Source organism: Mesorhizobium sp. M5C.F.Cr.IN.023.01.1.1, assembly GCF_003997585.1.
In the GTDB taxonomy this organism is placed as follows: domain Bacteria; phylum Pseudomonadota; class Alphaproteobacteria; order Rhizobiales; family Rhizobiaceae; genus Mesorhizobium; species Mesorhizobium wenxiniae.
In genome coordinates, this window is the sequence record NZ_RZSU01000020.1 from 49,862 (window position 1) to 75,177 (window position 25,316).

The window sequence follows — 25,316 nt, forward strand, 5'->3', positions numbered from 1 at the left end:
AGCCCCCATACCGATTCAAGTCCTCTCACCGGTTCTCCAGTCCTCTCATCGATTCTAAAGTCGTATGAACAGAAGCGGCAAGAAGTGTTACTCCTATAAAGTTACGGTCACTGATTCTATACCTGACCGCTACACATGCCGGAGGGCTTCCGCGTTAGCGGAAGAGGCAAGCTTTAAACGGCGCCTTGCGGCCGAGACGGTTCGCAAGCTGCCAACCAAGGGAGGTTCAACGCTATGGCGACACCAGACCGCGTAAGTTATTGGAACAAGACCAAGAGCCTCATGTTCGTCATGCTGGGCCTGTGGGTGTTCTTCGGCTACGTCATCCACATGTTCGTGGAGCAACTCAACACCATCGTCATTTTTGGTTTTCCGCTCGGCTTCTACATGGCCGCTCAGGGTTCGCTCATCGCCTTCGTCGTCATGCTGTTCTGGTTCGCACGGCGCCAGAACGCAATCGACGAAGAGCATGGCGTCAATGAAGAATGATCGGGGGAACTTCAATGGCTAACATGACAGCGACTACGGCAGGCGGAGGCGACTTCACCTCCAATCTCGGCCGCATCTACGGCATTTACACCGGCGGCTTCATCGCCTTCATCATTCTGATGGCGATCATCAGCGCGATGGGCGTCCCGAACAGGATCATCGGCTATCTGTTCGTGGCGTTCACGATCACAATCTACGCCGTCATCGGCATTGTCAGCCGCACCATGCAGGTCGGCGAGTACTACGTGGCGGGGCGCCGGGTCCCGGCGATATACAATGGCATGGCGACCGGCGCTGACTGGATGTCCGGCGCGTCCTTCGTCGGCATGGCAGGCACTCTCTATCTGCTCGGCTATGACGGCCTCGCCTTTGTGCTGGGCTGGACCGGCGGCTACGTGCTCGTGGCCATCCTCGTTGCCCCCTATTTGCGCAAGTTCGGCGCCTACACGGTTCCAGACTTCCTGTCGGCGCGCTATGGCGGCAATCTGGCGCGCTTCATCGGCGTGATCGTGCTGTTCTCCTGCTCTTTCACTTATGTGGTAGCGCAGATCTACGCGACCGGCATCATCTCGGCACGCTTCCTCGGCCTCGACTTCAACGTCGCTGTCTATGTCGGCCTTGCGGGCATCCTGGTCTGTTCGATGCTGGGCGGCATGCGCGCCGTCACGTGGACGCAGGTCGCGCAGTACATCGTGCTCATCATTGCCTACCTGATCCCCGCCATCTGGATGTCCACCGTGAAAACCGGCGTGCCGATACCGCAATTGATGCAGGGCCAGGCACTCGTGGGCATCACCGCACTTGAAACGGCGCAGAACATAGCGGTGCATCACATCACGCCATTCGTGCATGGCGGCTACAATGCGCTCAACTACTTCTTGCTTATTCTCTGCCTGATGGTCGGAACGGCATCCCTGCCGCACGTCCTGATGCGATATTTCACCACTCCGTCGGTGCGTGAAGCGCGTGTCTCGGTCGCCTGGTCACTGCTGTTCATCTTCATCCTCTACTTCACTGCGCCGGCTTACGCGGCGTTTGCCAAGTGGACGATGCTCGAACTGGTGGCATCGGGCCTGACGCCCGAAAACATCAGTGAAAAAGCCGGATGGATGATGCGCTGGGCGGCGGCCGACGGGACGCTCGTACAGATCTGCGGCCAGGCTGCCGTCGACGCCGCGGCGATCGCAGCGGCTTGCGCCGACAAGGGCGTGACGGCACTTTCCTTTGCCGACATCACCCTCAATGCCGACATGATCGTGCTGGCCACGCCCGAAATGGCCGGCATGCCTTACGTCATCTCGGGCCTCGTCGCCGCCGGCGGTCTTGCCGCTGCGCTGTCGACGGCTGACGGCTTGCTGCTGGCCATCGCCAATGCGCTCAGCCACGACATCTACTACAAGATGATCGACCAGAATGCGCCGACCGCCCGCCGTCTGGTGGTGTCGCGTATTTTGCTCGTGCTCGTGGCCATCGCCGCCGCCTATGTGGCGTCGACCAAGCCGGGCGACATCCTCGCCATGGTGTCATGGGCATTCTCGCTCGCCGCCGCGGGTCTGTTCCCGGCGCTGGTGCTCGGCGTTTGGTGGAAGCGCGCGAACTCTGCCGGCGCCGTCGCGGGCATGATCGCCGGTTTCGGCATCTGCCTCTATTATTTGCTCGGTACCCGCTACGGCGCAGTAGGATTCTACGAGATGTGGAGTGGCCTGTCCGCGGCATCGGCTGACGCCGTTGCGAAATATGCCGAGCTGAAGACGGCTTGGGCTTCTGCGGCTCCGGACGCGCAGGCCGCTGCATGGGCGGCGCTAGACAAGCACGCCCAGACCATCGCCAACTGGTGGGGCGTCAAGAACCTGTCGGCAGCCGCGTTCGGTCTGCCTATCGGCTTCCTGGTCATGATCGTTGTCTCCAGGCTGACAAGGGAGCCATCTTTGGCAATGCAGGAGTTCATCGAGGAACTGCGCATACCTCGCGGCAAGCAGATGATGGAAGAAAAGACTGCCTGATCCGCATAGCGATCGGCGCTCGAAGCGGGGTCCGGCGACGGACCCCGCTTTCATTTCGGAGGCGTCGCTGGCATAACGCGGCGGCGCCGCTGCTTGGGAAATCCCACATGAACGATTTCTGGTCCTATTGGTATTTCCACATACCGAATTTCATCCTTGCTGCGGTGATGTACACGCTGATGGGGCGTCTCCTGCTCGGCCTCTTCGTGCCCGAAAGCTGGGACAACTACATCTGGCGCTTCTTCAAGACCGTCACGGACCCGTCCCTGCGGATCGTGCGGACCATTACGCCGTCGATCCTGACCCAGCCGGTGGTGATCGTCTTCAGCGTGCTCTGGCTTATGGCCTTGCGCGTGGGCTATCTCGTCTTGCTGATCAATTTCGGCGTTGCGCCGATGGCTTCACAAGGGGGTTGAGGCAATGGACAGAAACGCTCTTGTGCCGGTCATGGCGGTCGCCATCGTCAACGGTATCTTTTCGCCGTGGGTGCTGTTGGTGTTCCTGTTCTATCCGGTCTGGTATCCGGGCTGGGCGCCTCCCTTAAGCCAGATCGTTTACATGGCAAGTGCGCTGATCCTGTCGACGATGACCATCATGCTCGCCGGCGTACCGGCCGCGCTTTATGAGCGCTGGTCGGCGCAGCCCAGGAGCATCGTCGTCTCGTCCATCTGGCTTGCCGGCACGGTTTTGTTGACGCTGCCGGCGCTGCCGAATGTGATGCGGGCGCTAGGCGGCGGCTGAGAATTCCTTCGGCTCGGGCTAAATCAACCGGCTTTCAACCAGCGGGCAGCGGCCGTGTCCTCTGAGCGCGTGCTGAACGCTGAAGCGGAAGCGGGGCTCCGGCCACGACCATATTGCCGTGGTGTGCAGTTCATGACCCTCTTGAAAGCCGTACTGAAGGCGCTTTCGGACTCGTAGCCGAGCGACAGGGCAATGACGGAAATTGGGTCGCTGGAATTCGCCAGCCTGTCTCCCGCCAGCAGCATTCGCCAATTGGTCAGGTACTCCATCGGTGACGTCCCAACCATCTCCTTGAACTTCAGGGCAAAGGTCGATCGCGACATGCCGGCACGCGCCGCCAGCTCCTGCAACGTCCAGCGATGCGCCGGATCGTCATGGATGGCGTTGATCGCAGCAGCCATCTGTCTATCTGCCAGGGCGAAAAACCATCCAACGCCTCCCAGCCCTTCCGCCAGATGCAGGCGCAGGGCCTGGACCAACATCATGTGGGCGAGGTGTTGCGCGACCAGGAAACCGCCCGGCTGCGGCTCGTGCAGTTCCTGCATCATCCGCTCCACCGACCAGCGCAGCGCCGCCTGATCGGTTTCTTTCCGGATATGGACGATGGGCGGCAGCATGCCTAACAGCATGCCGGCATGACTGCCGGTCACGGCGAAGCGGCTGCCGACAAGAAAAAAATCACCGCCGCCATTATACGTCACGACGCCGCCAGCCCGCGCGGGGGGAAAAATCGTGCCGGCTCCGACAGGCGTCAAAGTCATGTCGCTTGCGAGGCGGAAAGGCCGCCCGCTCGGCAGCACGAAACAGTCCCCCTTCTCCAGCCGCACCGCATCGGCAACGCCTTCCACTGACAGCCAGCACCCGCCGGAAACCACAGCGTAGCATTTGATAAGTTCGTGCTGGTCGGAGAACTGGATTGACCAGTTTCCACCCGCGTCGAAGCCGGCGGACACATAACTGCGTGGCTTCAAAAGCGACAGCACATCTGAAAGCGGATCCATGGGCGTCCCGGACGATTGCGAAGATAATACGGACTTTACAGCATAGATCACATTTCCTCAACCGGCTATTTAATAACAACGTTTCCGGCAATGGGACAACATTCGAAGTAATAATAAAATAATTGAAACATTTACGATATCATCGTCACGGATACCACAGAAAAGTCTACGGATAAGACGGATAAAATTGCCATCATCACTGAAAGAAATCAGAAGATCGCGCCAGTTAAGGGAACAATAGCCATGACAGCGTTCACGATCAATGGACGGGCGGTGGATCTCGCCGCTGCGCCAGACACGCCGCTCTTGTGGGTGATACGGGAGCATCTGAAACTCACCGGCACCAAATTCGGCTGCGGCATCGCGCAGTGTGGCGCCTGCACCGTTCACATCGACGGCGAACCGACGCGCTCCTGCGTGACCATGCTCCAGGACGTTGCCGGAATGGAGGTGACGACGATCGAAGGCCTGTCGCCGGACGCCAGCCATCCGCTGCAGCAGGCCTGGATCACTGAGCAGGTGCCGCAATGCGGCTATTGCCAGTCGGGGCAGATCATGCAGGCGGCGGCGCTCCTCAAGAGCAACCCCAACCCCACCCGCGATCAGATCGTCGAACACATGGACGGCAATATCTGCCGCTGCGGAACCTATGTGCGCATCATCAGCGCCATTCAGCGCGCCGCACGGGAGGCCTGAGCCATGATCAAGAGATTGCAGCTGCACACCAGAGCGCTCTCGCGGCGCAGCTTCCTCATCACCATCGGCGTCACCGGCATCGCAGTTGCGTTCGGAGGACTGCTCCAGGACGCCTCAGGCGCCAGCGTGGCGCCGACGGTCGAGGGCAGCTACCGGCCGAACGCCTGGCTGACCATCGCGGCCGACGGCACCGTAACCATCATGTCACCCGCATCCGAGATGGGGCAGGGTATCATGACGACGCTACCGCTGCTCATCGCCGAGGACATGGACGCCGACTGGCACAAGGTTCGCGTCGTCCAGGCTCCGTCCGACGCAGAGAAGTACGGCAACCCTGGCTTTTACGGTGTACAGCTCACCGGTGGCAGTGAATCCACGCGGGGCTATTACAATATGCTGCGCCTGGTCGGCGCCCAGACCCGCAAGATCATCCTGGCAAGTGCCGCCGCCATGCTGAACGTTCCGGTGAGCGAACTCACGACGGAGCCCAACCGGGTCGTGCACGCGCGATCGGGCCACTCGCTCGACTACGGCGAGGTCGCCGCGGCCGGCGCGCTTCCGGATCCGCTGCCGCAGGCGACCGATGCCAATCTGAAGCCGAGCGATCAGTGGCGCTATATCGGAAAGCTGACGATACCGCGTGTCGACGTGCCCTCGAAGGTCGACGGCACCGCAATCTTCGGCATCGACGTGCAGCTCCCTGACATGCTGTACGGAGCGGTGCTGCGGGCGCCGGTTCAGAGCGAACAGCCGGAAACCATCGACGATGCCGAAGCCAGGGCCGTGCCGGGCATCACGCAAATCCTGCCGTTGCCTTACGGCGTCGGCATCATCGGCGAAACGGTCGAGGCGACGAAGCGGGCCAAGGACCTGCTCAAAATTGTGTGGACCACGTCGTCGCGGATCCGTAGCTACACCAGCGATCGGCTTTTGGAAGAATATCGCCGCATTGGCCGCGACCTCGCTCAAACCGGCGTCAGCGCTGCCGCGGAGGGCGACGCACAGGCCGCGATCTCGAAGGCCGCAACTGTCATCGAGGTCGATTACATGAGCGACCATGTCCACCACGCGACCATGGAGCCGATGAACGCCACGGCGCTGGTGACGGGCGATACGGTTGAAATCTGGGCGCCGACGCAAGGCCCAACAGGCACTCAGGGCTTTGCCGCGGAGGTAGCAGGCACCACCCCTGACAAGGTCAAGGTGAACACCACCCTGCTCGGTGGCGGCTTTGGCCGCAAAGCCGAGGCCGACTTCATCATTGATGCAGTGTCGCTGGCCAAGGCGGTGCAAGGCCGCCCGGTCAAGGTCATCTGGAGCCGCGAAGACGACGTCCAGCATGGCAAATACCGGCCGCTCGAGGCGCAACATGTGCAGGTCGGGCTCGACGTCGACGGCAACATCGTCGGCTGGCGGCACCGCATCGTGGCGGATTCCATTTTTGCCCGCACGATGCCGCAGCTGTTCGAGAGCGAAGGCGGCCACGACAGTGTGGTGACCGAAGGCGCGCATTTCAACTATGCCGTCCCCGCGCATCAGATCGAGTATATCCGTAGGGATAACGGCCTTGATATAGGCTTCTGGTTCGGGGTCGGGGTTGGCTATACTAGGTTCGGCATCGAATGTGTCATCGACGAAATCGCGACCGCCAAGGAGGTCGATCCTGTGGCGCTTCGGCTCGAGCTCCTGAAAGACCAGCCGCGAGCGCGCAAGGTCATCGAGACCGTCGCGCGGATGGCGGAATGGGACCGCCAACGCGACGGGCGGGCGCTGGGCATCGCCTATTCCGATGCCTTTGGCTCCCACTGCGCCGAGATCGCCGAGGTCTCGCTTGACCGCGAGACTGGCGAGATCCGCGTGCACACCGTGTGGTGCGCTGTCGATCCGGGAATAGCGGTACAGCCGCGCAACATCGAAGCGCTGATGATTACCGGGATCACGGGCGGCGCCAGCCATGCGCTGTTCGAGCAGATCAACATCGTCGATGGCGAGGTGCAGGAATCGAACTTCGATACCTATCGGGTGATACGCATGTCCGAGGCGCCCGACATCAAGGTCACCGTGATTCCAACGCCCGAGAATCCGATCGGAGGCGTCGGCCAGGTCGGGCTGCCGCCGATCGGTCCCGCAATCGCCAACGCGGTGGCGCGGCTCACCGGCGGCGTGCGGCTCCGGCACTATCCGTTCCTGCCCGAGCGGGTGCTGGCGGCGCTCAACGCCTGAATTGAAGGTGCTCACCACCTCGCCTCGTTGCCCTCATGGCGGTCGCCTGGATGATTCAGGCGACCGCCATCGACCGGGAACGCGAGGGCCATCTATCCCCGTCGATCGCGAAATGCGGTCACGACACGAAGTGAGAGATCCATATGATCGTCGTCACCACACCTACAGGCAGCATCGGCCACCAAGTCCTTGAGACTCTCCTCGGCAGCGACGAGCCTATCCGCGTGATCGCGCGCGACCCCTCCCGTCTGCCCTCGCACACGCGGGAGCGCGTCGAGGTCGTGCAGGGGTCGCATAGCGACATCGGCGTCGTCAACAATGCGTTCGCTGGCGCCGACGCCGTGTTCTGGCTGGTGCCCCCAAACGTCCACGCCGAGAACGTCGAGGCAGCCTATGTGGATTTCAGCCGGCCGGCCTGTGACGCGATCAAGAGCCGGGGAGTGAAACGGGTCGTCGCGGTGTCGGCCCTTGGTCGCGGGACGGCGGTGGCCGGGAAGGCCGGACATGTGTCATCGTCGCTGGCAATGGACGATCTGATTGCGAGCACGGGCGTGAGCTACCGGGCGCTGACGATGCCTTCGTTCATGGACAACATCTTGCGCCAGGTGGTGCCGATCAGGAGCCAGGGCATGTTCTTCTGGCCAATCTCCGGGAAACGCAAGCTTCCTACCTGCGCCACCCGCGACATCGCCGCTGCCGCCGCCAAGCTGCTGCTCGACCCCACCTGGAGCGGACAAGACTGTGTCCCAATCCTCGGCCCAGAGGACCTGTCCTTCAACGACATGGCGCAGATCATGTCGCAAGGTGCTGGGAAAACCAGTGCGCTTTGAGCAGATCTCCTTCGAGGCATTCAGAGCGGGTTTCATCGAACGCGGCGCCTCCGACGCTTTCGCGCAGGGTATGGTCGACATGCTGGAAGCCAAGAACGAAGATCTCGATACCGCCGAGCCGCGCACTCCACAGTCCACCACCCCCACAAGCTTCCGCCAATGGTGCCAGGACATACTGAAGCCGGCGGTCCTCGGCTAATGCATGTCGCGCAAAGGTGTGCAGCGGTTTTGCGATAGCGACATGCATAAGACAACAATCTAAAGCGCGTCGTCGGTCGAATTGCGACGCGCTTTAGAGCAATTCCAGGAAAAGTGTGAACGGTTTTCCGTCCGGAATTGCGCAAAACAAAGAGATAGAGCGGTTCGGCGTTTCCGTGAAACGATGAACCGCTCTAGTCAGCGTTCTTCCCGGCGAAACGGCTTGAGCAGCGCCGAAGGCGCGACGGCGTTGCGCGACATCACCGCCATGGCGACGATGGTGAAGATGAAGGGCAGCATCAGGAATGCCTCATAGGGGATGTGGCCGAGCCCGCTCGCCTGCATGCGCAACTGCAAGGCATCGACGAAGGCGAACAGCAGGGCCGCTCCCGCCGAACGCCAGGGATCCCAGCGGCCGAAGACGACGAGCGCGATCGCCACCCAGCCGCGCCCTGAGACGAGGCCGAAAGTGAAGGCGTTGAACTGCACCATCGACAGGAAGGCCCCAGCCAGCCCCATCAGGGCGCCGCCGAGAATCACCGCCTGGAAGCGCGTGGCGATAACGCCGACGCCGGCCGAATCGGCGGCGCGCGGATTTTCGCCGACCATCCGCACGGACAGGCCCCACGGCGTCCGGTAGAGCACGGAGGCGGCCAGGGGAACGGCTGCCATCGCCATGTAGACCAGCGAGAACTGGTTGAACACCGCTGGTCCGAGCACCGGGATGTCGGAGAGAACAGGAATCGGCAGCGTCTCGAAACTCTTGATGCTGGGCGGCACCGATTGCTGGCCGAAGATCAGCCGGTAGAGGAAATAGGCAAGCCCCGATGAGAACAGTGTCACGCCGATGCCGCAGACGTGCTGGCTGAGGCCGAGCGCCACCGTGAACAGCGCATGCACGGCACCCATCAGCGCACCGGTGACAACTGCCGCAAGCACGCCGAGCCACAGGCTGCCGCTGAGGCTGGTCGCGGTGAAGCCGGTCATCGCCGACAACAGCATGATGCCCTCGATGCCGAGATTGAGCACGCCGGCCCGCTCGGAGAACATCTCGCCCAACGTCGCAAAAGCCAGCGGCGTGGCGATGCGGATGATGGCGGCGAGGAAGCCGACCTGAAAAATCTGTTCGAGCACCACGCTCATTTGGCTGTCCCCACGCGGCGGATGCGGTAGGCGGTGAACAGCAGCGCCACCAGCATGGCGAGCAGCGCGGTTCCCTGGATGACGTCGCTGAGGAAGGCCGGAACGCCGGTGGCCCGCGACATTGCCTCGGCACCGGTCATGACGGCGGCGAGGAAGAGCGCCGCCGGCACCACGCCGAGCGGGTTGAGCCTCGCCAGCATGGCAACGACGATGCCGGAATAGCCATAGCCCGGCGAGATGTCGCTCATCACCTGGAAATGCACGCCGCCGACCTCGCCGGCGCCGGCAAGCCCGGCCAGCGCGCCGGACAGCAGCGCCGTCGAGATCAGCACGCGCTCGACATGAATGCCGCCATAGCGCGCAGCTTCGGGATTTTCGCCGATGACCCTGATCCTGAAGCCGAGCGTCGTGCGCGCGATCAGGAACCAGACGACCGGCGCAGCAAGGAACGCCGCCACAACGCCGAGATGCAGCCGCGTGCCTTCGAGCAGCACCGGGAAATTCGCGGAATCCTCGATCGGCGGCGAGATCGGGTAGCCGCTGAACGTGTCTTTCCACGGGCCCTCGATCAGCGCCATCAGGGCGTAGAAGATGACCGAGTTGAGCAGCAGCGAGCTGACCACGTCATCAACACTAAATTTGACGCGCAGCGTCGCCGGCACCAGGGCGACTGCGGCACCGGCGGCAGCGCCTGCCACCGCCATCAGAAGCATGGCGAGCGGCCCCGGCATCGGGATGGCCCCGACCGCGCAGCTCGCCACCGCACCGGCCAGCAACTGCCCCTCGGCGCCGATATTCCAGAATTTGGCACGGAAGGCGACGGCGACGGCCAGCCCGGTAAAGATCATCGGGGTCGCGCGCACCAGCGTTTCGGTGATGGCGTAGCTGTCGCCCAGCGACGCCGAGAACATCACGCCATAGGCTTCGATGACGCCGGCACCGGCTAGCGCGATGAGGCCGCTGCACAGCACCAGCGTTGCGCCGATCGCCAGCAGCGGCAGAGCGAGATTGAACCAGCCGGGCGTGCTGGTGCGGGCTTCGAGGCGAAACATCAGGCTGTCCCCTCCGCCCCGGTCATCATCAGGCCGAGCCGCGCAATGGTCGCGTCGGCGCTGTCGAGCGTGCCGACGATCCGTCCCTCATACATCACCGCGATGCGGTCGCAGAGCATGAGCAGCTCTTCGAGATCCTCGCCGAGGACGATGATGCCGCAGCCCCTGCCACGCATGTCGAGGAACTTTTCGTGGATGAAGCGCGCCGCACCGATGTCGAGACCGCGCGTCGGCTGCGACACGATCAGCACCTTGGGGTCGAAGGCGAGCTCGCGCGCCAGCAGCGCCTTTTGCAGATTGCCACCGGACAGCACTCCGGCCCGCGTCATCGGTCCGGGGCAGCGTATGTCATAGGCCTTGATCTGCGCTTCGGCGAAGGCGCGGATCGCATCCGGCCTGAGCAGGCCGTTGCGGCTGAACGCCCCCGTGCCGATGCGCGGCAGCACCATCGAATCCGCCAGCGGCAAATTGGTGACCAGCCCGGTCGTCATCCGGTCTTCCGGAATGCGCCCGAGCCCGAGCGCCTGCACCTCGCGAGGCGAGAACCGCGAGACCATTTTGCCGGCTATCGTCATCCGGCCGGCATCGGGCGCGCGAACGCCGGAGATCACCTCGGCAAGCGCCCGCTGGCCATTGCCCGCGACACCGGCAATGCCGAGGATCTCGCCGGCACGCACGAAGAGCGACACGTGGCGCAGCGCCATGCCGGAATGCCGCGACGTCGAGATGCCGTCGAGGGTCAGCACCGCGGCACCTGGCGTCGATGGTCCCCTGGCCGGCGGAACGATCTCGTGGCCGCACATCAGCCGCGCCATCTCCGAGGATGTCGTGCTTGCGGGGGTATCGACGCGCCCGGTCACTCGGCCATGCCGCAGCACCACGCAGCGATGGGTGAGCGCCCTAACCTCGTTGAGCTTATGCGAGATGAAGATGATGCCGAGGCCCTGGGCCGCCATCGAGCGCAGCGCCGAAAACAGCCCGTCGACCTCTGTCGGCGCCAGCACCGCCGTCGGCTCGTCGAGGATCAGCAGCCTTGCACCGCGAAACAGAGCCTTGACGATTTCGAGCCGCTGCTGCTCGCCGATCGATAATGCCGAGACGGGAAGGTCCGGATCAAGCGTGAGCCCGTGCTGCCGGCCGATCTCGCCCAGCCGCGCCAGCCCGCCGACGCGATCGATCCGGCCCGACTTTCCGGGAATGCCTATCAGCAGGTTTTCCAGCACCGAAAGCCGCGGTGCGAGATGAAAGTGCTGGTGCACCATGCCGATGCCGGCGGCAAGCGCGTCGGCCGAGCTGTTGATCGTCACCGGCCGGCCCTGAACCAGGATCTCGCCGACGTCGGGCGCATAGGCGCCGAACAGCACGTTCATCAGCGTCGTCTTGCCGGCGCCGTTTTCACCCAGCAGCCCGAGAATCTCACCCGGCGCGACGCTGAGATCGACGGCTTCGTTTGCCTTGACGGCGCCGAAGCTCTTGGAGATGCCGCGCATTTCGATGAGTGGGGCGGGCAAGATGGGGCTCCCGGTGAGAGATGGCGCGGATACCCCTCCCCTTGAGGGGAGGGTGCCGAGCGAAGCGAGGCGGGAGGGGTCACCTCAGCTGCCTCGACCTTTAGACTGATAAGGATGGAGCGCGTTACAGCGGACCCCACCCGGCCCTGCGGGCCACCCTCCCCTCAAGGGGGAGGGCTGCGCCGCTCAATCCGAAACCGGCGTGTTCTCGTCGACATCGACGCGGAAATTGCCGTCGAGGATTTCGGCCTTTTTCTTCTCGACCAGCTCCTTGACGTCGGCGGGCAACGTCTTGTCGAATTTGTGGTACGGCGCCAGAAAGGAACCGCCCTTAGCCATGCGCGAGAAATCACCGTAATCCTGCGCGGTGAAGACGCCGGCCTTGACCAGTTTGATCGCGTGCTCGACCGTCGGATACATGTCCCACACCGGGCCGGTTATCACCGTGTCCGGGCCGAGGTTGGACTGGTCGGACATGTTGGAGATGGCGAGGATCTTCCTCTCGACCGCCGCTTCGATGACTCCGAAACGTTCGGCATAGATCACGTCGACACCAGCGTCGATCTGGGCGATAGCCGCTTCCTTGGCCTTTGGCGGGTCGAAGAAAGAGCCGATGAAAGCGACCTTTCGCTTGATGTCAGGATTGACCTCCCGGGCGCCGGCAAAGAAGGCATTGACCAGCCGGTTCACTTCCGGAATGCCCATCGCCGCAACGGCACCGATCGTGCCTGATTTCGACATCTTTCCGGCGATCAGGCCGGAGAGATAAGCCGGCTCGTGGATCCAATTGTCGAAGACTGCGAAATTCGGCTCGGCCGGCCCGGCGCCGGAGCCGAACAGGAAGGCGACCTTCGGAAACTGCTTGGCCGTCCGGCGGGATTCACGCTCGGCCGCGAAAGCATCGCCGAGAACCAGCTCATAGCCACCTTGCGCATATTCGCGCATCACACGGCTGAAATCGGCGGTCTGCACCTTCTCCGACCATTTGTACTCGATGCCGAGTTCCTTCTCTGCCCTCTGCAGGGCGACATGGATCTGGTGGACCCACGGCTCCTCGGTCGGCGTGGCGAAGATCGCCGCCACCTTCAGCTTCTTGTCCTGAGCTAAGGCCAGACCCGGCAGCATGGTTGCAGCCAGGCCGAGCGCGCCCAGTTCCAGAACGCTGCGTCGCGAAAGCCCTTCGCATTTCGACTGGACTTTGCTCTTCCCGTTTTCCATTGCATGCCCCTCTGATTGGCGCCGTGGCGAGCCGGCTGTTTCTTTGAATTGTCAGCTGGGCAACTATGGATCGGAGCCTCACCTTTGTCCACATGGTCAAATTTGTCGGGGGAGCTGCAGCTGCCGCCCGCCGTGGCAAACCGCGGCCGGCGCTCGATCTTGTTTTACTGCCGTTCCAGCGCCACGGCGATGCCTTGGCCAACGCCGATGCACATGGTGGCGAGCGCATAGCGGCCGCCGCGCTCCCTGAGCTCCAGCGCCGCAGTGCCTGATATACGCGCACCCGACATGCCGAGCGGGTGGCCGAGTGCGATGGCGCCGCCATTCGGGTTGACGTGCTCCGCGTCCTCGGCAATGCCGAGTTGGCGGAGCACGGCGATGGCTTGGGAGGCAAAGGCTTCGTTGAGCTCGATGACGTCGAAATCTGCCGGCTTCAGCCCGAGCCGCGCACACAGCTTCTGTGTCGCCGGCACGGGGCCGATGCCCATAATGCGCGGCACCACGCCGGCGACCGCACCGCCGAGGATGCGCGCGATCGGCGTCAGCCCATATTTCTTAACGGCAGCTTCCGAAGCGACGATCAGCGCCGCGGCACCATCGTTGACGCCCGACGCATTGCCGGCCGTGACCGTGCCGCCTTGCCGGAACGGCGTCGGCAATTTCGCCAGCGCCTCGATCGTCGTACCCGCGCGTGGATGCTCGTCCTTCGAGACGACGACCGCGTCGCCCCTGCGCTGCGGGATCGCTACGGGAGTGATCTCCTTCGCCAGCCGGCCATTGGCCTGCGCGGCCACCGCCTTGTCCTGGCTGCGCACGGCAAACGCATCCTGGTCCGCGCGGGAGACGGCGAACTCTTCCGCGACATTCTCGCCGGTCTCCGGCATCGAATCGATGCCGTACTGCTCCTGCATCAGCGGGTTGACGAAACGCCAACCGATGGTGGTGTCGTGAATCTCGGCATTGCGGGAGAAGGCCGTCTCCGCCTTGGGCATGACGAAAGGGGCACGGCTCATCGATTCGACGCCGCCTGATATCATCAGCTCCGCCTCGCCCGCCTTGATAGCGCGTGCGGCGATGATGATGGCATCCATGCCCGAACCGCAGAGGCGATTGACGGTCGAGCCGGAAGCCTCCTTGGGCAGCCCGGCCAGCAGCAGTGCCATGCGCGCGACATTGCGGTTGTCCTCGCCGGCCTGATTGGCGCAGCCATAGACGACGTCATCGATCGCGGCCCAATCGATGCCGGGGTTGCGCTCGACCAATGCTCTCAGGGGGATCGCGCCAAGGTCGTCGGTGCGGATCGTAGACAATGACCCACCAAAGCGTCCGATCGGCGTGCGAATGTAGTCGCAGATATAGGCCTCGGCCATTTAACAGCTCTCTTTTGCGTTCCCTGCTACGGCCCCGCTCGCTTGCGCTCAATGCTTGATGCGGTCACGCATGGCGTACCAGAGCATGCCGAGCACATAAAGCGGACCGCGCAGGGCGGTGCCGCCGGGAAATGGCAACGGCCTCAGCGTCGAAAACAGATCGAGCCGCGAAGTATCGCCCGTGATTGCCTCGGCGAGCAGCTTTCCCGACAGCGTCGACAGGATCACGCCCTTGCCGGAATAGCCATGCGCAAAATAGACCTCGCCATAGTGGCCGACATCCGGCAGGCGCGATGTCGTCACCGAGACAAGCCCGCCCCAGGCATGGTCGATGCGGCGGCCGCGCAATTGCGGAAAGGTCTTTTCCATATGCGGCCGCACGAAGCCGGCAATGTCGGCGGGCGGCGACGGCGTGTAGCGCTCGCCGCCGCCGAACAGCAGGCGACCGTCCGCCGACAGCCGGTAGTAGTTGACCACGAAGCGTGTGTCTGAGACGGCGACATTGCTAGGAATGACGTCGCTCGGGTCGTCCAGCGGCTCGGTGGCGACGATGTAGTTGCCGACCGGCATGATGCGGCTGTTGACGCGCGACTCGAGCCCCTGGAGCAGCGCGTCGCCCGCCAGCACGACATGCCTGGCCCGGACCGAGCCCTTGGCCGTCGCAACCCTGATGGCAGGTTCCCGCTCCAGCCGCACCGCCACCGAATTCTCATGGATGGCGACGCCTGCCGCTGCCGCGGCGCGGGCAAGACCCAGCGTGTAGTTCAGCGGATGCATATGGCCGCCGAGCTTTTCGTACATCGCGCCGTGATAGGGCGTGTTCACCATTCCGCGCGCCTGCGCCGCCGACAGCATCTCGACGTCATGAAAGTTCATCACGCTGGCAAGGCACTCAGCCTCTTCTTCGAGGTCGCGCAGGTCGGAGCTGTTGACCGCACCGGCGAGGTGGCCAGTCAGCCGGAGGTCGCAATCGATGGCGTTGCGCTCGATCAGGTCGAGCACCAGTCCGCGCGCCTCGAAGGCGAGATCGAAAAGCGCCCGCGCCCGTTCGGGCCCATAAAGCTTGACCAGACCCTTGGCGCCCTTGCGCAGGCCGGGGATTATCTGGCCGCCATTGCGCCCGGACGCCCCCCAGCCGATCTTGCCGCCTTCGAGGAGCACCACCTTCAGCCCGCGCTCGGCGGCATGAAGGGCTGCGGACAGCCCGGTGCAGCCGCCGCCGACCACCACCAGATCGGCGTCGATGTCGCCTTGCAGCGCCGAATGCTCCGGAGCCGGATTGGCCGTCGCGACATAGTAGGATTTGCCGATATCCAGGCCGGAGTTGAAGCCCATCCATCAAACCTTGAGCAGCAGGTGGTCGCGTTCCCAGCTGGTGACGACGCTTTGGAACAGGTCAAGCTCGACGCTCTTGACGCGCAGATAGGTCTGGAAGAAATCCTCGCCGAGCAATTCCCGAACCGGACTGCAGGCAGCGAAACGGTCGAGCGCCTCCTCCATGGTTTTCGGCAGGGTGCTCTTGCTGCGATAGGCATTGCCCGATGCCTCTGGCGAGCGCGAGAGCTTTTCTTCGACGCCGAGATAGCCGCAGAGCAGCGAGCCGGCCATCGCCAGATAGGGATTGGAATCGGCGCCGGGCAGCCGGTTTTCCACCCGCCGCGCGGCCCGCCCGCCAGCCGGCACGCGCAGGCCGCAGGAGCGGTTGTCGTGCGACCACTCGATGTTGGCCGGGGCGCTGTGGTTCGGCCGGATGCGGCGGAACGAATTCACGTTCGGCGCAAACAGCGGCATCACCTCCGGAATGTATTTCTGCAGGCCGCCGATGAAATGCCCGAACATCTCGGTATCGTCCTCGTCACGCCCGGCAAACAGCGTGTTCCCGGCCTCGTCGATGACCGACATATGGAGATGCATGGAGCTGCCGGACTGTGCGGCGATCGGCTTGGCCATGAAGGTCGCGTGCATGCCATATTCCTGCGCGGCGTGGCGCGTCATCCGCTTGAACAGCAGCACCTTGTCGGCCAGCGGTAGCGCGTCGCCATGCAGGAAATTGATCTCGAGCTGCGCCGTGCCCGATTCATGGATCAGCGTATCGAGCGGCAGCCCGGCCGCGGCGGCATAGTCGTAGAGGCGCCGGATCACTGGCTCGAATTCCTCCAGCGCCGCCATGTCATAGGGGTGCTGCACGGTTTCGGAACGGCCATTGCGCCCGACCGGTGCGCTCAACGGCCGATCGGGATCGGGATTAGGCGCGGTCAGGTAGAATTCGAGCTCCGGAGCCACCACTGCCCGCCAGCCGCGCTGGCGGTAGAGATCGAGCACGGCCCTCAAGACATGACGTGGCGAGGCCATCCACGGCCGGTCGTCCATGTGAAACGCATCGGCAAAGACATAGGCCTTGCCTGCTTCGGCACCGGGTGCCAGGCAGAGCGTCGCAACGTCCGGCACCATCCGCATGTCGGGGTCCTGGTAGCCGAAGCCCTCGTCGTTGGAACCGGAATAGCGGCCGTCGATGCAGACCAGGAAGGCGCTGCTCGGCAGGTAGAGCGCGCGGTCTTCGAGCGACTTCAGGAACTTGGCCGTCGGCAAGGTCTTGCCGCGCAACACGCCGTTCACATCCGGCACCAGGCACTCGACTGCCCTGATCCCCTTCTGCTCCAGCCATCCCTTCGGATCGTCCGTCGGGGTCATTTGCGGTGCATCCGTTGTCGTGGCGTTGAGCATCAGGTCACGTCCTTACGAGGGCGAGAATGGCTTCGGCGGCGATTTCGGTTCCCGGCGCCCGTGCCATGGTGGCCGCATTCTCCTTGAGACGAAAGCGCATCTCGCTGTCGGCCATTAGGCCAAGAATGGCGTTTTCCAGTTCGTCGTCGCTCCAGCCATCGCGGCCGATGTGGCGGCCAACGCCGGTTTCCTCGGCGCGTTGCGCATTGTCATGCCCGTCCCAGCAATAGGGCATGATCAGCGACGGCACGCCGAAACGCAGCGCTTCGCAAAAGCTGTTGTTGCCGCCGTGATGGATGAAGAGATCGGATTTCGCGACGACCGACGGCTGCGGAAACCAGGCGTCGAGATAGACATTGTCCGGAACCGCGCGATAGGTGTCGCGCAGACCGCCGACATTGACGATGAACCGGGCCGGAAGCCGGTCGAACACGGCGAGCATGCGCTCGATCAGGCCGACATCCATGGCGCCCAGGCTGCCGAAGCTGAGATAGACCAGCGGCCCGTCATTGCGCGGAAAGACCGGCAGGTCGAACGGCCCTTCCGAACGAACGCAGCCTTCGAGATAGACGAAGCGGGCCGGGTCGAGCTGCTTGGCCCGCTCCCTGCGCACGATCGTTGGGGTCAGCAGCAAATTGAGATCTGGCGAAGCTTCGAGAAAAAGACCCTTCGGCAAGGGCGCAAGACCGGCGTCGATCCGAAGCCGGTTGAACCGGTCATGCGCCGGAGCGACCGCTGCCAGATAGCGCGCCTCGAAGGCCGCGCGGCTCGGGTCGTCGGCGGCGAGGCCGGACAGATAGGGTGGTACATTGGCGTCGGGAAGCTCGGTTTCGGCGCAGGAGACGACGCGCACCCACGGGCCGCCGGCGGCAGCCAGCGCCGGAAACATGATGACGTTGTCGAGCACCACGGCGTCCGGCTTCAGCCGGGCCAGCAAATGGCGCAGCGGCGCCTCGGCATTGACCGCGGTATCGACGATCGCTTCCCAGGTCGGGGCGACGTAGGTTTCGAGCTGGTCGATCGGGCTCAGCCTGAAATGCGGCAGATGCCGGCGCACGAAAGCTTGCCAGTAGCTCTGGCGCTCGCTGTCGGTCAGCGGCTCGCCGGTCGGCAACTGGTATTCCTGAAAACCATAGTCGGCGAACACGCCGGAAAAGCCGGCGTGACAGATGAACACCGGCCGGGCGCCACGGGCGCGCAAGGCTTGCGCGATACCGACGCAATTGAGCGCGGCGCCGAAGCTCGCTTCGGGAAACAGCGCGATGGTCGGGCTGGCTTTGCGCGTCACTACGGTCCTCGTGAGTCCGGCCGGCTGATCATGCCGAACAATGCGGGGGCCCCGCGACTGGCCGCCTGCGGCCGCTGGCTGCGGGAGAGCCGCAGGTGTACGCGAAGCAGATCGGCTGCAACCTCATACTGCCGGCTTTCCAATTGGTCGAGTATGGTCAGGTGCTCGCGCAGCGATTGCTTCAGCCGGAAGACGTTGACGCCGGCATAGGTCCCCGGCAGCCGGCGCAGCCTGAGATGGTCGGACAGCGCTTCGGTGACGAACCGGTTGGCGGCGCCGTCGGCGATCATGCCGTGAAAATCGATGTCCAGCCGCTGGAACTCTCTGATATCGAACCCGGCATCGGGCAGCCCCAGCAGCGTTTCCATCCCCTGGCGCAAGGCTGCCGCGCGCGTCCCGTCCAGCCGAAAGCCGGGCGCCAGAATGGCGGCGGGTTCCAGCAGCAGGCGGAACTCATAGCTTTCCCCTTGTGCCTCCGGATCGTCAGGCGCCCGCCTGAACAGCCAGGCCTGCCCCGGTGCACGGTCCAGAAGATTTTCCTCCGTCAGTTTCTTTAGCGATTTTAGTACCGTCTTTCGTTCGGCACCATAGCGCCGCATCAGCGCGCCGATGGTCACCGTTTGATCCAGCCGGCGTGCCGATCGATCGCGCAGGATCATCTCCGCGAGTTCGTCTTCCTCGGCGCTCGGCAGGTCGGCTGCAACGGTCGCCTGGTTGGTGAGGTCGACGGCCAGCCGATAGCCCGTTTCAGCCTCCCAGCGCACGACACCCTTTTCGGTGAGCAGGCGCAAAGCGGCTCGCACCGGGGTTCGAGAGACGTTGCAGAGCGAGGCGATCTGCTGTTCCGGGAGATGAGCGCCGGCCTCGAAGCCGCGCTGCCGGGCCAAATCGAGAATGCGCTGAGCGAGATCGAGATGGTTGGTGCGCGGTCGTCTGGCGGCGGCTTGCATGGCGATTTCTCATGAACGGCTTGACCGCTACGGTTTGACCGATCGCCCTTACAGGCGCGTTCGGCGATTTCGCAACGGCGTGCCAAATTATGGATTGACGTACTTTTTTCTGCAATAGTACTGTGAGGTCAATCGGCAACAAAAAAGACCGGGGAACAGGATCGAAGCGGCGGCATGGTCGCGAGCGCTGGTCCGACAATTGATTGAATTCGACGATCAACCAGAATGGGAGTCTGTCATGACCGCCTCAACCCGCCTGCGACATCCGTTAAAGATATCTTCGGTCGCGCTTGGTCTCGCCCTGGCGCTGTCGGCGCCGGCGGCCGCCGCCGACCTCGTCATTTCCAACTGGGACGGCTACATGGCGCCGGATGCCATGGCCGCCTTCAAGGCCGCAACCGGCGTTTCCGGCGAAGTCGTGGTTCACGCCACCAATGAGGAGATCATGGGCAAGCTCGTCGCTTCGGGAGGCAAGGGCTATGACGTGGTCTTCGTCTCCTCGCCCTTTGCCGAAGTGCTGAACAAGCTCGGCCTGATCGAGGCGATCGACCACGCGAAGGTCCCCAACCTTGCCAATCTCTATCCCGAGGCGGCGAAGCTGCCGCACGATGCCGGCAACAATTTTTCCGTGCCTTACACTTGGGGCACCACCGGCCTCTGCTACCGCTCGGATCTGGTCAAGACCGAGCCGGCCAGCTGGAACGATCTTCTCGCCCCCTCCGACGACCTCAAGGGCAAGACTACCATGCTGGCGACCGACCGCTGGCTGCTTGCCGCCGGCCAGCTCGCCAAGGGCTATTCGGTCAACGAGACCGATCCGGCCAAGCTCGCCGAGGTCAAGGACCTGCTGATCTCGGCCAAGAAGACCTTGCTCGCCTATGACGACACCACCTTCTACTCGAAGCTGGTCTCCGGCGAGGCGTTGTTGGTGCAGGCATGGGACGGCTGGTGCAATTACGGCATCGCCGAGAAGCCTGAGATCAAATACGTCATCCCCAAAGAGGGCTCGGATCTGTGGGTCGACACGATGGTGGTGATGAAGGCTTCGGCCAACAAGGACGCCGCCTTCCAGTTCATCAACTTCATGCTGGACGCCAAGAACCACGCCTGGGCGGCGCAGAACATCGACTACAAGGTGCCGAACAAGCCGGCTATGGAAAGTCTGCCTGCGGATTTCCTCGCCAAGTTCCCCAATATGAGCATGCCGGTGGCCGAGCTGGTCAAGTTCGAGCAGTTGCGCGACGTCGGCGACGCCCAGCGCGACTATTCGAAGATCGTCAGCGAGATCAAGGCCGCGCAGTAGGCGGCAGCTCCGGCATCTGGAATCAGGCTTGCGTTCCTTCACGCCCCCCTCTGGCCTGCCGGCCATCTCCCCCTCAAAGAGGGGGATTGGCTGGTTTTCGGTCGCTCGCCAATCTCCGGCGCAGCGCCCCCTCATCCGGCCGCTTCGCGACCACCTTCTCCCCGCTGGGGAGAAGAAGCAGACACCAAGGTCGCCGACCTCCTCTCCCCTCGGGGAGAGGTCGGATTGCCCCGAATTGCTCTTCGCAATGCGGTTGGCAATCCGGGTGAGCGGGCGCCTGTCCAAACAAGATTTCGATGCCTTTGAGATGGCGGGTAGGCCAGAGGGGGGTGCGGCATGAGATCGTTCACACCTTCTCGCTCCTCCTTGCTGATGGCGCCGGCGCTGGCCTGGCTCACCGCCCTGATGGTGGTGCCATGCGCGCTGGTTCTGGCGCTCGCCTTCTTCCGGCGCGGCATCTATGGCGGCATCGAATACACCTTCACGCTGGAGAATTTCGGGCTGGTGTTCGACCCGCTCTATGCCGGCATCTTCCTCAATTCGGCGCGCATCGCCGGCACGGCAACCCTGATCGCGGTGGTGATCGGCTATGCCGCCGCCTATGCGATCGCGGCGGCACCCCGCCGGTGGCAGCCGGTATTCCTGTTCTTCGCCGTCTTGCCTTTCTGGTCCAACTACCTGATCCGCACCTACGCCTGGATCGTGCTGCTCAACCGCGAGGGCCTGATCACCCAGCTCTTGCGCTGGTTCGGCTACACCGGCGAGCCGCCGTCGATGCTCTACACCGAAGGCGCCGTCATCGCCGGTCTGGTTTACAATTATCTGCCCTTCGTCATCCTGGCCTGCTACGCGCCGCTGTCGCGGCTCAATCCGGAGCTCGCCGAGGCCTCACGCGACCTCGGCGCTTCGGCCATGACAACATTTCGCCGGGTCATCCTGCCGCTGACGGTGCCGGGCATCGCCGCCGGCGCTGTCTTCGTCTTCGTGCTGTCGATCGGCAATTTCGTCACGCCGGCACTACTCGGCGGCGGCCGCTTCCAGATGATCGGCAATCTCGTCTACGACCAGTTCCTGACAGCCAATGACTGGCCCTTCGGCGCGGCACTGGCAATGGCGCTGATCGCCATCATGCTGCTGGTGCTGACGGCGCAGGCTTTGGCTGCGGATCGCGCCGCGGGCCGTATCGCCGAAGCGAAGGGAGGCGCCGATGGCTGAGCGCGGCCTCCTTTCCTTCTCCCCGTTCAGGGGGAGAAGGTGCCCCGAAAAGGCGGATGAGGGGCGGCGCGATCTTCTGCCCTGTTGGGTGCTGCCCCTCATCTGCCTGCCGGCATCTTCTCCCCCTGAACGGGGAGCAGGACGCTGGCCGCTCGCCCACCTCCAGACCATCGGACGTCGGCCATGACTTCATCTCCAGCCCGCATCTTCGGCCTGCGGACGATTCTCGTCCTCGTCTTCGCCTTTCTCTACATTCCGATCGCGGTGCTGGTGGCGCTGTCGTTCAATCAAGGCGGGCTGCCGACCGTCTGGTCGGGATTTTCGCTGAAATGGTACGCCTCGCTCGCCGGAAACGCCGCGATCCTATCCGCCGCCCTCAACACGCTGATCGTGGCGCTCGTCTCGACGGCAATCGCCACCTTGCTCGGCACGCTGCTGGCGATCGGTGTCGAAATGCGCCGACAGTATGGGAGAGGCCTCGAGGCGCTGATCTTCGCGCCGATGATCATACCCGACATCGTGCTGGCGATCGCGCTGCTCAGCTTCTTCTCAATGCTCGATTTCACCCTGGGCCTGCACACCATCATCCTCGCCCATGTCGTCTTCAACCTCGCCTTCGTCTGCTCGGTGGTGCGTGCGCGGCTGAAAAGCTTCGACTGGTCGATCGTCGAGGCCTCAGCCGATCTCGGCGCTTCCGCACTCACTACCTTCAGGCGGGTGACATTGCCGGTCATCCTGCCGGCGGTCGTCGCCGGCGCACTGCTCGCCTTCACCCTTTCGGTCGACGAATTCATCATCGCGTTCTTCACCTCAGGCGCCGGCCGCGCCTCGACCACGCTGCCGATGCAGATCTATTCGATGATCCGCTTCGGCATCACCCCGGAGATCAACGCATTGGCGGCCATCGTCCTGGCGGTCTCAATTACAGCGCTGAGCCTGTCGCAGCGGCTCAACCGTGGGGTGATCGGCCAATGAGCGCACCCCGCACGCTGCTGGCGATCGACAGGGTGTCGAAGAATTTCGGCCGGGTGACGGCCGTTGACGGCATCTCGCTCGACATCCGCGAGAACGAGTTCTTCGCACTGCTTGGACCATCGGGCTGCGGCAAGACCACGCTGCTGCGCATGCTGGCCGGCTTCGAGACACCCAATCACGGTCGCATCCTGCTCGACGGCCGCGACATCGCCAGGACCCCGCCCAACAAGCGGCCGGTCAATCTGATGTTCCAGTCCTATGCGCTGTTTCCGCATATGAGCGTCAGGGCCAATGTCTCCTATGGCCTCGAAATGGAACGCTTGCCGGCAAAGGAAATCCGCTCCCGTGTCGACGCCATCTTGGCGACGACCGAGCTCGTCGCCTTCGCCGACCGCAAGCCGGAGCAACTGTCGGGCGGGCAGAAGCAGCGCGTCGCGCTTGCCCGGGCGCTGGTCAAGCGGCCGCGGCTGCTGCTGCTCGACGAGCCGCTCGGCGCGCTCGACAAGAAATTGCGCGGCGCCATGCAGCTGGAGCTGAAGCGCCTGCAGCACGAGGTCGGCATCACCTTCGTCATCGTCACCCATGACCAGGAGGAATCGCTTGTCATGGCCGACCGCATGGCGGTGCTGAGAGACGGCAAGCTGCTGCAATGCGACACGCCGCATGCGGTCTACGAGCATCCCGCCGACCGTTTCGTCGCCGACTTCATCGGCGTGATGAATTTCGTGCCGGGCAAGGCCACCGCCGACGGGGTGATGGCAGCGGACGGCACACGGATCGTCGGAACGGTTCCCTCGCCTCTGGCTTCCGGCGCAGCGGCGGTCGCTTCAGTGCGGCCCGAGCGAATCCGGCTTTTCCCGTCGCCAGAGACAGCCAACCGGATCGCCGGCACCGTCGAGGCGCTCGCCTATCACGGGCTCGACCTGCAGCTGCATGTCCGCGCCGCTCTGTCGCCAAAGCCGTTCCTGGTGCGCGTCACCGCCGACGCCGCCGACCGGCGCCCGGTCTCGTCAGGCGATGCGGTCGAACTCGGCTGGGATGCCGCCGATGTCAGAATTTTCGCAGATTGATTGGAAGGAGAAGCTTGATGGCTCAGAAGACGATCGCGTTTTTTCCGGAAGCAGCCTACGGCCCGGCGCTCAATTCGGTCGGCATCGCCCAGGCGGTCGAGGCGCACGGCCACAGAGCGGTGTTCCTGTCGGACCCTGGTTTCCTCGATGTCTACAAGGGCTACGGCTTCGAAGCTCATCCGGTGAACCTGTCCGAGCCGATGCCGCCGGAACAGATGGCAAAGTTCTGGGAAGACTTCATCAACGGCCACATCCCGAACTTCCGCAAGTCGCCCTACGACCAGGTCGACAACTACGTGAAGGATTGCTGGACGGCGATTGTCGACAGCGCCAAATGGGCTGAGAAGGACCTGCCTGGTGTACTTGCGACGATCAAGCCGGATGTCATCTGCGTCGACAACGTCATCCTGTTCCCGGCGATCAAGCAGTATGGCAAGCCGTGGGTGCGCGTCATCTCCTGCTCGGAAAACGAAATCGAGGACGAGGACATCCCGCCGCATCTGTCCGGCTGCGTTGAGAATGACCACGCCTGCCATCGGCGCTACCGCGATCATTTCAACGCCGTCATCAAGCCGATCCATGACGACTTCAACGCGTTCCTAAAGGCGAACAACGAGGCGCCGTATCCGATCGGCCAGTTCTTCGAGGCTTCGCCCTATCTCAACCTGCTGCTCTATCCCGAGGCGGCAAAGTTCAAGCGCCGCCATCCGCTCGACCCGGCAAAATTTCAGTATCTGGAAGGCTGCGTGCGGCAGGAGAAGCCCTACACCGTGCCGACCTTCGCGAAAAACAATGACGGGCCGCTGCTCTACGTTTCCTTCGGCAGCCTTGGCGCCGGCGATGTCGATCTGCTGAAGCGCATCATCGGGACGCTGGGCAAGACGCGCTACCGGGCGCTGGTCAATGTCGGGGGATACAAGGACCAGTACACGCAATTGCCCGAAAACGTCATCGTCGAGAGCTGGTTTCCGCAGCCCTCGGTGATCCCGCAGGTCGATGCGGTGATCCACCATGGTGGCAACAACTCGTTCACCGAGTGTCTCTACTTCGGCAAGCCGGCGATCATCATGCCCTACGTCTGGGATGGCCACGACAACGCGACGAGGGTCGAGGAGACTGGCCACGGCTTCGGCATGCTGCGCTACGACTGGAGCGATGCCGAGTTGATCGCCAAGATCGAAACCTGCCTGACGGACCCGGCAATCAAGGCCAAACTGGCTAGGACATCGGCGCAGATGCAATCGCAGAACGGCCCGCAGAAAGCGGCGGGACTGCTGGAGAAACTTCTGTGAGCGCGATGTTTGACGTGCCGAGCC

23 protein-coding genes are annotated in these 25,316 nt (G+C 63.5%); 13 read left to right on the forward strand and 10 right to left on the reverse strand.

What is annotated here, in order from left to right:
- Positions 1-234 precede the first annotated feature (234 nt).
- The 4 genes from EOA78_RS11070 (at position 235) to EOA78_RS11085 (ending at position 3,233) form a co-directional block, all read left to right on the forward strand.
- Positions 235-489 (forward strand): DUF4212 domain-containing protein, encoded by a 255-nt coding sequence (locus EOA78_RS11070; RefSeq protein ID WP_127315197.1) that lies wholly within the window; start codon positions 235-237, stop codon positions 487-489.
- 14 nt (positions 490-503) lie between these two features.
- Positions 504-2,492, forward strand: a complete 1,989-nt coding sequence (locus EOA78_RS11075) for a sodium:solute symporter family protein (protein ID WP_245477468.1) — start codon at positions 504-506, stop codon at positions 2,490-2,492.
- Between the two features lie 107 nt (positions 2,493-2,599).
- Positions 2,600-2,908: a YggT family protein gene (locus tag EOA78_RS11080; protein WP_127315198.1), complete on the forward strand. Its 309-nt coding sequence runs from the start codon at positions 2,600-2,602 to the stop codon at positions 2,906-2,908.
- Positions 2,909-2,912: 4 nt separating this feature from the next.
- Entirely contained in the window at positions 2,913-3,233 is a 321-nt protein-coding gene (locus EOA78_RS11085) for a hypothetical protein (protein ID WP_127315199.1), read from the forward strand.
- A gap of 23 nt (positions 3,234-3,256) precedes the next feature.
- Here EOA78_RS11085 and EOA78_RS11090 read toward each other — a convergent pair whose 3' ends face one another.
- Positions 3,257-4,234: an AraC family transcriptional regulator gene (locus EOA78_RS11090; protein WP_127315231.1), complete on the reverse strand. Its 978-nt coding sequence runs from the start codon at positions 4,232-4,234 to the stop codon at positions 3,257-3,259.
- A gap of 243 nt (positions 4,235-4,477) precedes the next feature.
- Here EOA78_RS11090 and EOA78_RS11095 point away from each other — a divergent pair, with 243 nt between their 5' ends.
- The 4 genes from EOA78_RS11095 (at position 4,478) to EOA78_RS37005 (ending at position 8,182) form a co-directional block, all read left to right on the forward strand.
- Positions 4,478-4,930: a (2Fe-2S)-binding protein gene (locus EOA78_RS11095; protein ID WP_127315200.1), complete on the forward strand. Its 453-nt coding sequence runs from the start codon at positions 4,478-4,480 to the stop codon at positions 4,928-4,930.
- 3 nt (positions 4,931-4,933) lie between these two features.
- Positions 4,934-7,153, forward strand: a complete 2,220-nt coding sequence (locus EOA78_RS11100; RefSeq protein WP_127315201.1) for a molybdopterin cofactor-binding domain-containing protein — start codon at positions 4,934-4,936, stop codon at positions 7,151-7,153.
- A gap of 143 nt (positions 7,154-7,296) precedes the next feature.
- A complete protein-coding gene (locus EOA78_RS11105) occupies positions 7,297-7,983 on the forward strand; it encodes an NAD(P)H-binding protein (protein WP_245477469.1) in 687 nt (228 codons plus the stop codon).
- Entirely contained in the window at positions 7,973-8,182 is a 210-nt protein-coding gene (locus tag EOA78_RS37005) for a hypothetical protein (RefSeq protein WP_245477470.1), read from the forward strand. The genes EOA78_RS11105 and EOA78_RS37005 overlap by 11 nt, the downstream gene beginning before the upstream one ends.
- A gap of 197 nt (positions 8,183-8,379) precedes the next feature.
- Here EOA78_RS37005 and EOA78_RS11110 read toward each other — a convergent pair whose 3' ends face one another.
- The 9 genes from EOA78_RS11110 to EOA78_RS11150 all read right to left on the reverse strand — a co-directional run bounded on the left by EOA78_RS11110 (position 8,380) and on the right by EOA78_RS11150 (position 19,437).
- Entirely contained in the window at positions 8,380-9,324 is a 945-nt protein-coding gene (locus tag EOA78_RS11110) for an ABC transporter permease (RefSeq protein WP_127315202.1), read from the reverse strand.
- Complete coding sequence (locus tag EOA78_RS11115; protein ID WP_127315203.1) at positions 9,321-10,376, reverse strand: ABC transporter permease; 1,056 nt, start codon at positions 10,374-10,376, stop codon at positions 9,321-9,323. The genes EOA78_RS11110 and EOA78_RS11115 overlap by 4 nt, the downstream gene beginning before the upstream one ends.
- Complete coding sequence (locus tag EOA78_RS11120; protein WP_127315204.1) at positions 10,376-11,887, reverse strand: ABC transporter ATP-binding protein; 1,512 nt, start codon at positions 11,885-11,887, stop codon at positions 10,376-10,378. Before EOA78_RS11120 ends, EOA78_RS11115 begins: the two co-directional genes overlap by 1 nt.
- 186 nt (positions 11,888-12,073) lie before the next feature.
- The gene (locus EOA78_RS11125; RefSeq protein WP_127315205.1) at positions 12,074-13,105 is read right to left on the reverse strand and encodes a BMP family protein; all 1,032 of its coding nucleotides are present in this window, start codon (positions 13,103-13,105) and stop codon (positions 12,074-12,076) included.
- Positions 13,106-13,269: 164 nt separating this feature from the next.
- Positions 13,270-14,475 carry a 3-oxoadipyl-CoA thiolase gene (gene pcaF, locus EOA78_RS11130; RefSeq protein WP_127315206.1) on the reverse strand — a complete coding sequence of 402 codons (1,206 nt, stop codon included), beginning with the start codon at positions 14,473-14,475 and terminating at the stop codon, positions 13,270-13,272.
- A 48-nt stretch (positions 14,476-14,523) separates the two neighbouring features.
- Positions 14,524-15,810: an FAD-binding oxidoreductase gene (locus tag EOA78_RS11135; RefSeq protein ID WP_127315207.1), complete on the reverse strand. Its 1,287-nt coding sequence runs from the start codon at positions 15,808-15,810 to the stop codon at positions 14,524-14,526.
- Positions 15,811-15,813: 3 nt separating this feature from the next.
- Positions 15,814-17,166 (reverse strand): glutamine synthetase family protein, encoded by a 1,353-nt coding sequence (locus EOA78_RS11140; RefSeq protein WP_245477471.1) that lies wholly within the window; start codon positions 17,164-17,166, stop codon positions 15,814-15,816.
- A 37-nt stretch (positions 17,167-17,203) separates the two neighbouring features.
- Positions 17,204-18,487 (reverse strand): glycosyltransferase, encoded by a 1,284-nt coding sequence (locus EOA78_RS11145; RefSeq protein WP_127315209.1) that lies wholly within the window; start codon positions 18,485-18,487, stop codon positions 17,204-17,206.
- Positions 18,487-19,437, reverse strand: a complete 951-nt coding sequence (locus EOA78_RS11150; RefSeq protein ID WP_127315210.1) for a GntR family transcriptional regulator — start codon at positions 19,435-19,437, stop codon at positions 18,487-18,489. The genes EOA78_RS11145 and EOA78_RS11150 overlap by 1 nt, the downstream gene beginning before the upstream one ends.
- A 238-nt stretch (positions 19,438-19,675) precedes the next feature.
- On the opposite strand from EOA78_RS11150, the gene EOA78_RS11155 reads away from it, so the two are divergent.
- From EOA78_RS11155 to EOA78_RS11175, 5 genes are all read left to right on the forward strand, one after another.
- Complete coding sequence (locus EOA78_RS11155) at positions 19,676-20,740, forward strand: spermidine/putrescine ABC transporter substrate-binding protein (RefSeq protein ID WP_127315211.1); 1,065 nt, start codon at positions 19,676-19,678, stop codon at positions 20,738-20,740.
- Between the two features lie 372 nt (positions 20,741-21,112).
- Positions 21,113-21,955 (forward strand): ABC transporter permease, encoded by an 843-nt coding sequence (locus EOA78_RS11160; RefSeq protein ID WP_127288581.1) that lies wholly within the window; start codon positions 21,113-21,115, stop codon positions 21,953-21,955.
- A 183-nt stretch (positions 21,956-22,138) separates the two neighbouring features.
- On the forward strand, positions 22,139-22,930 hold the full coding sequence (locus tag EOA78_RS11165; protein ID WP_127315212.1) for an ABC transporter permease: 792 nt from the start codon (positions 22,139-22,141) through the stop codon (positions 22,928-22,930).
- Positions 22,927-24,000, forward strand: coding sequence for an ABC transporter ATP-binding protein (locus tag EOA78_RS11170; protein ID WP_127315213.1), 1,074 nt, complete (start codon positions 22,927-22,929; stop codon positions 23,998-24,000). Before EOA78_RS11165 ends, EOA78_RS11170 begins: the two co-directional genes overlap by 4 nt.
- Before the next feature lie 17 nt (positions 24,001-24,017).
- Positions 24,018-25,292, forward strand: coding sequence for a glycosyltransferase (locus tag EOA78_RS11175; protein WP_127315214.1), 1,275 nt, complete (start codon positions 24,018-24,020; stop codon positions 25,290-25,292).
- The last annotated feature ends 24 nt before the right edge of the window (positions 25,293-25,316 follow it).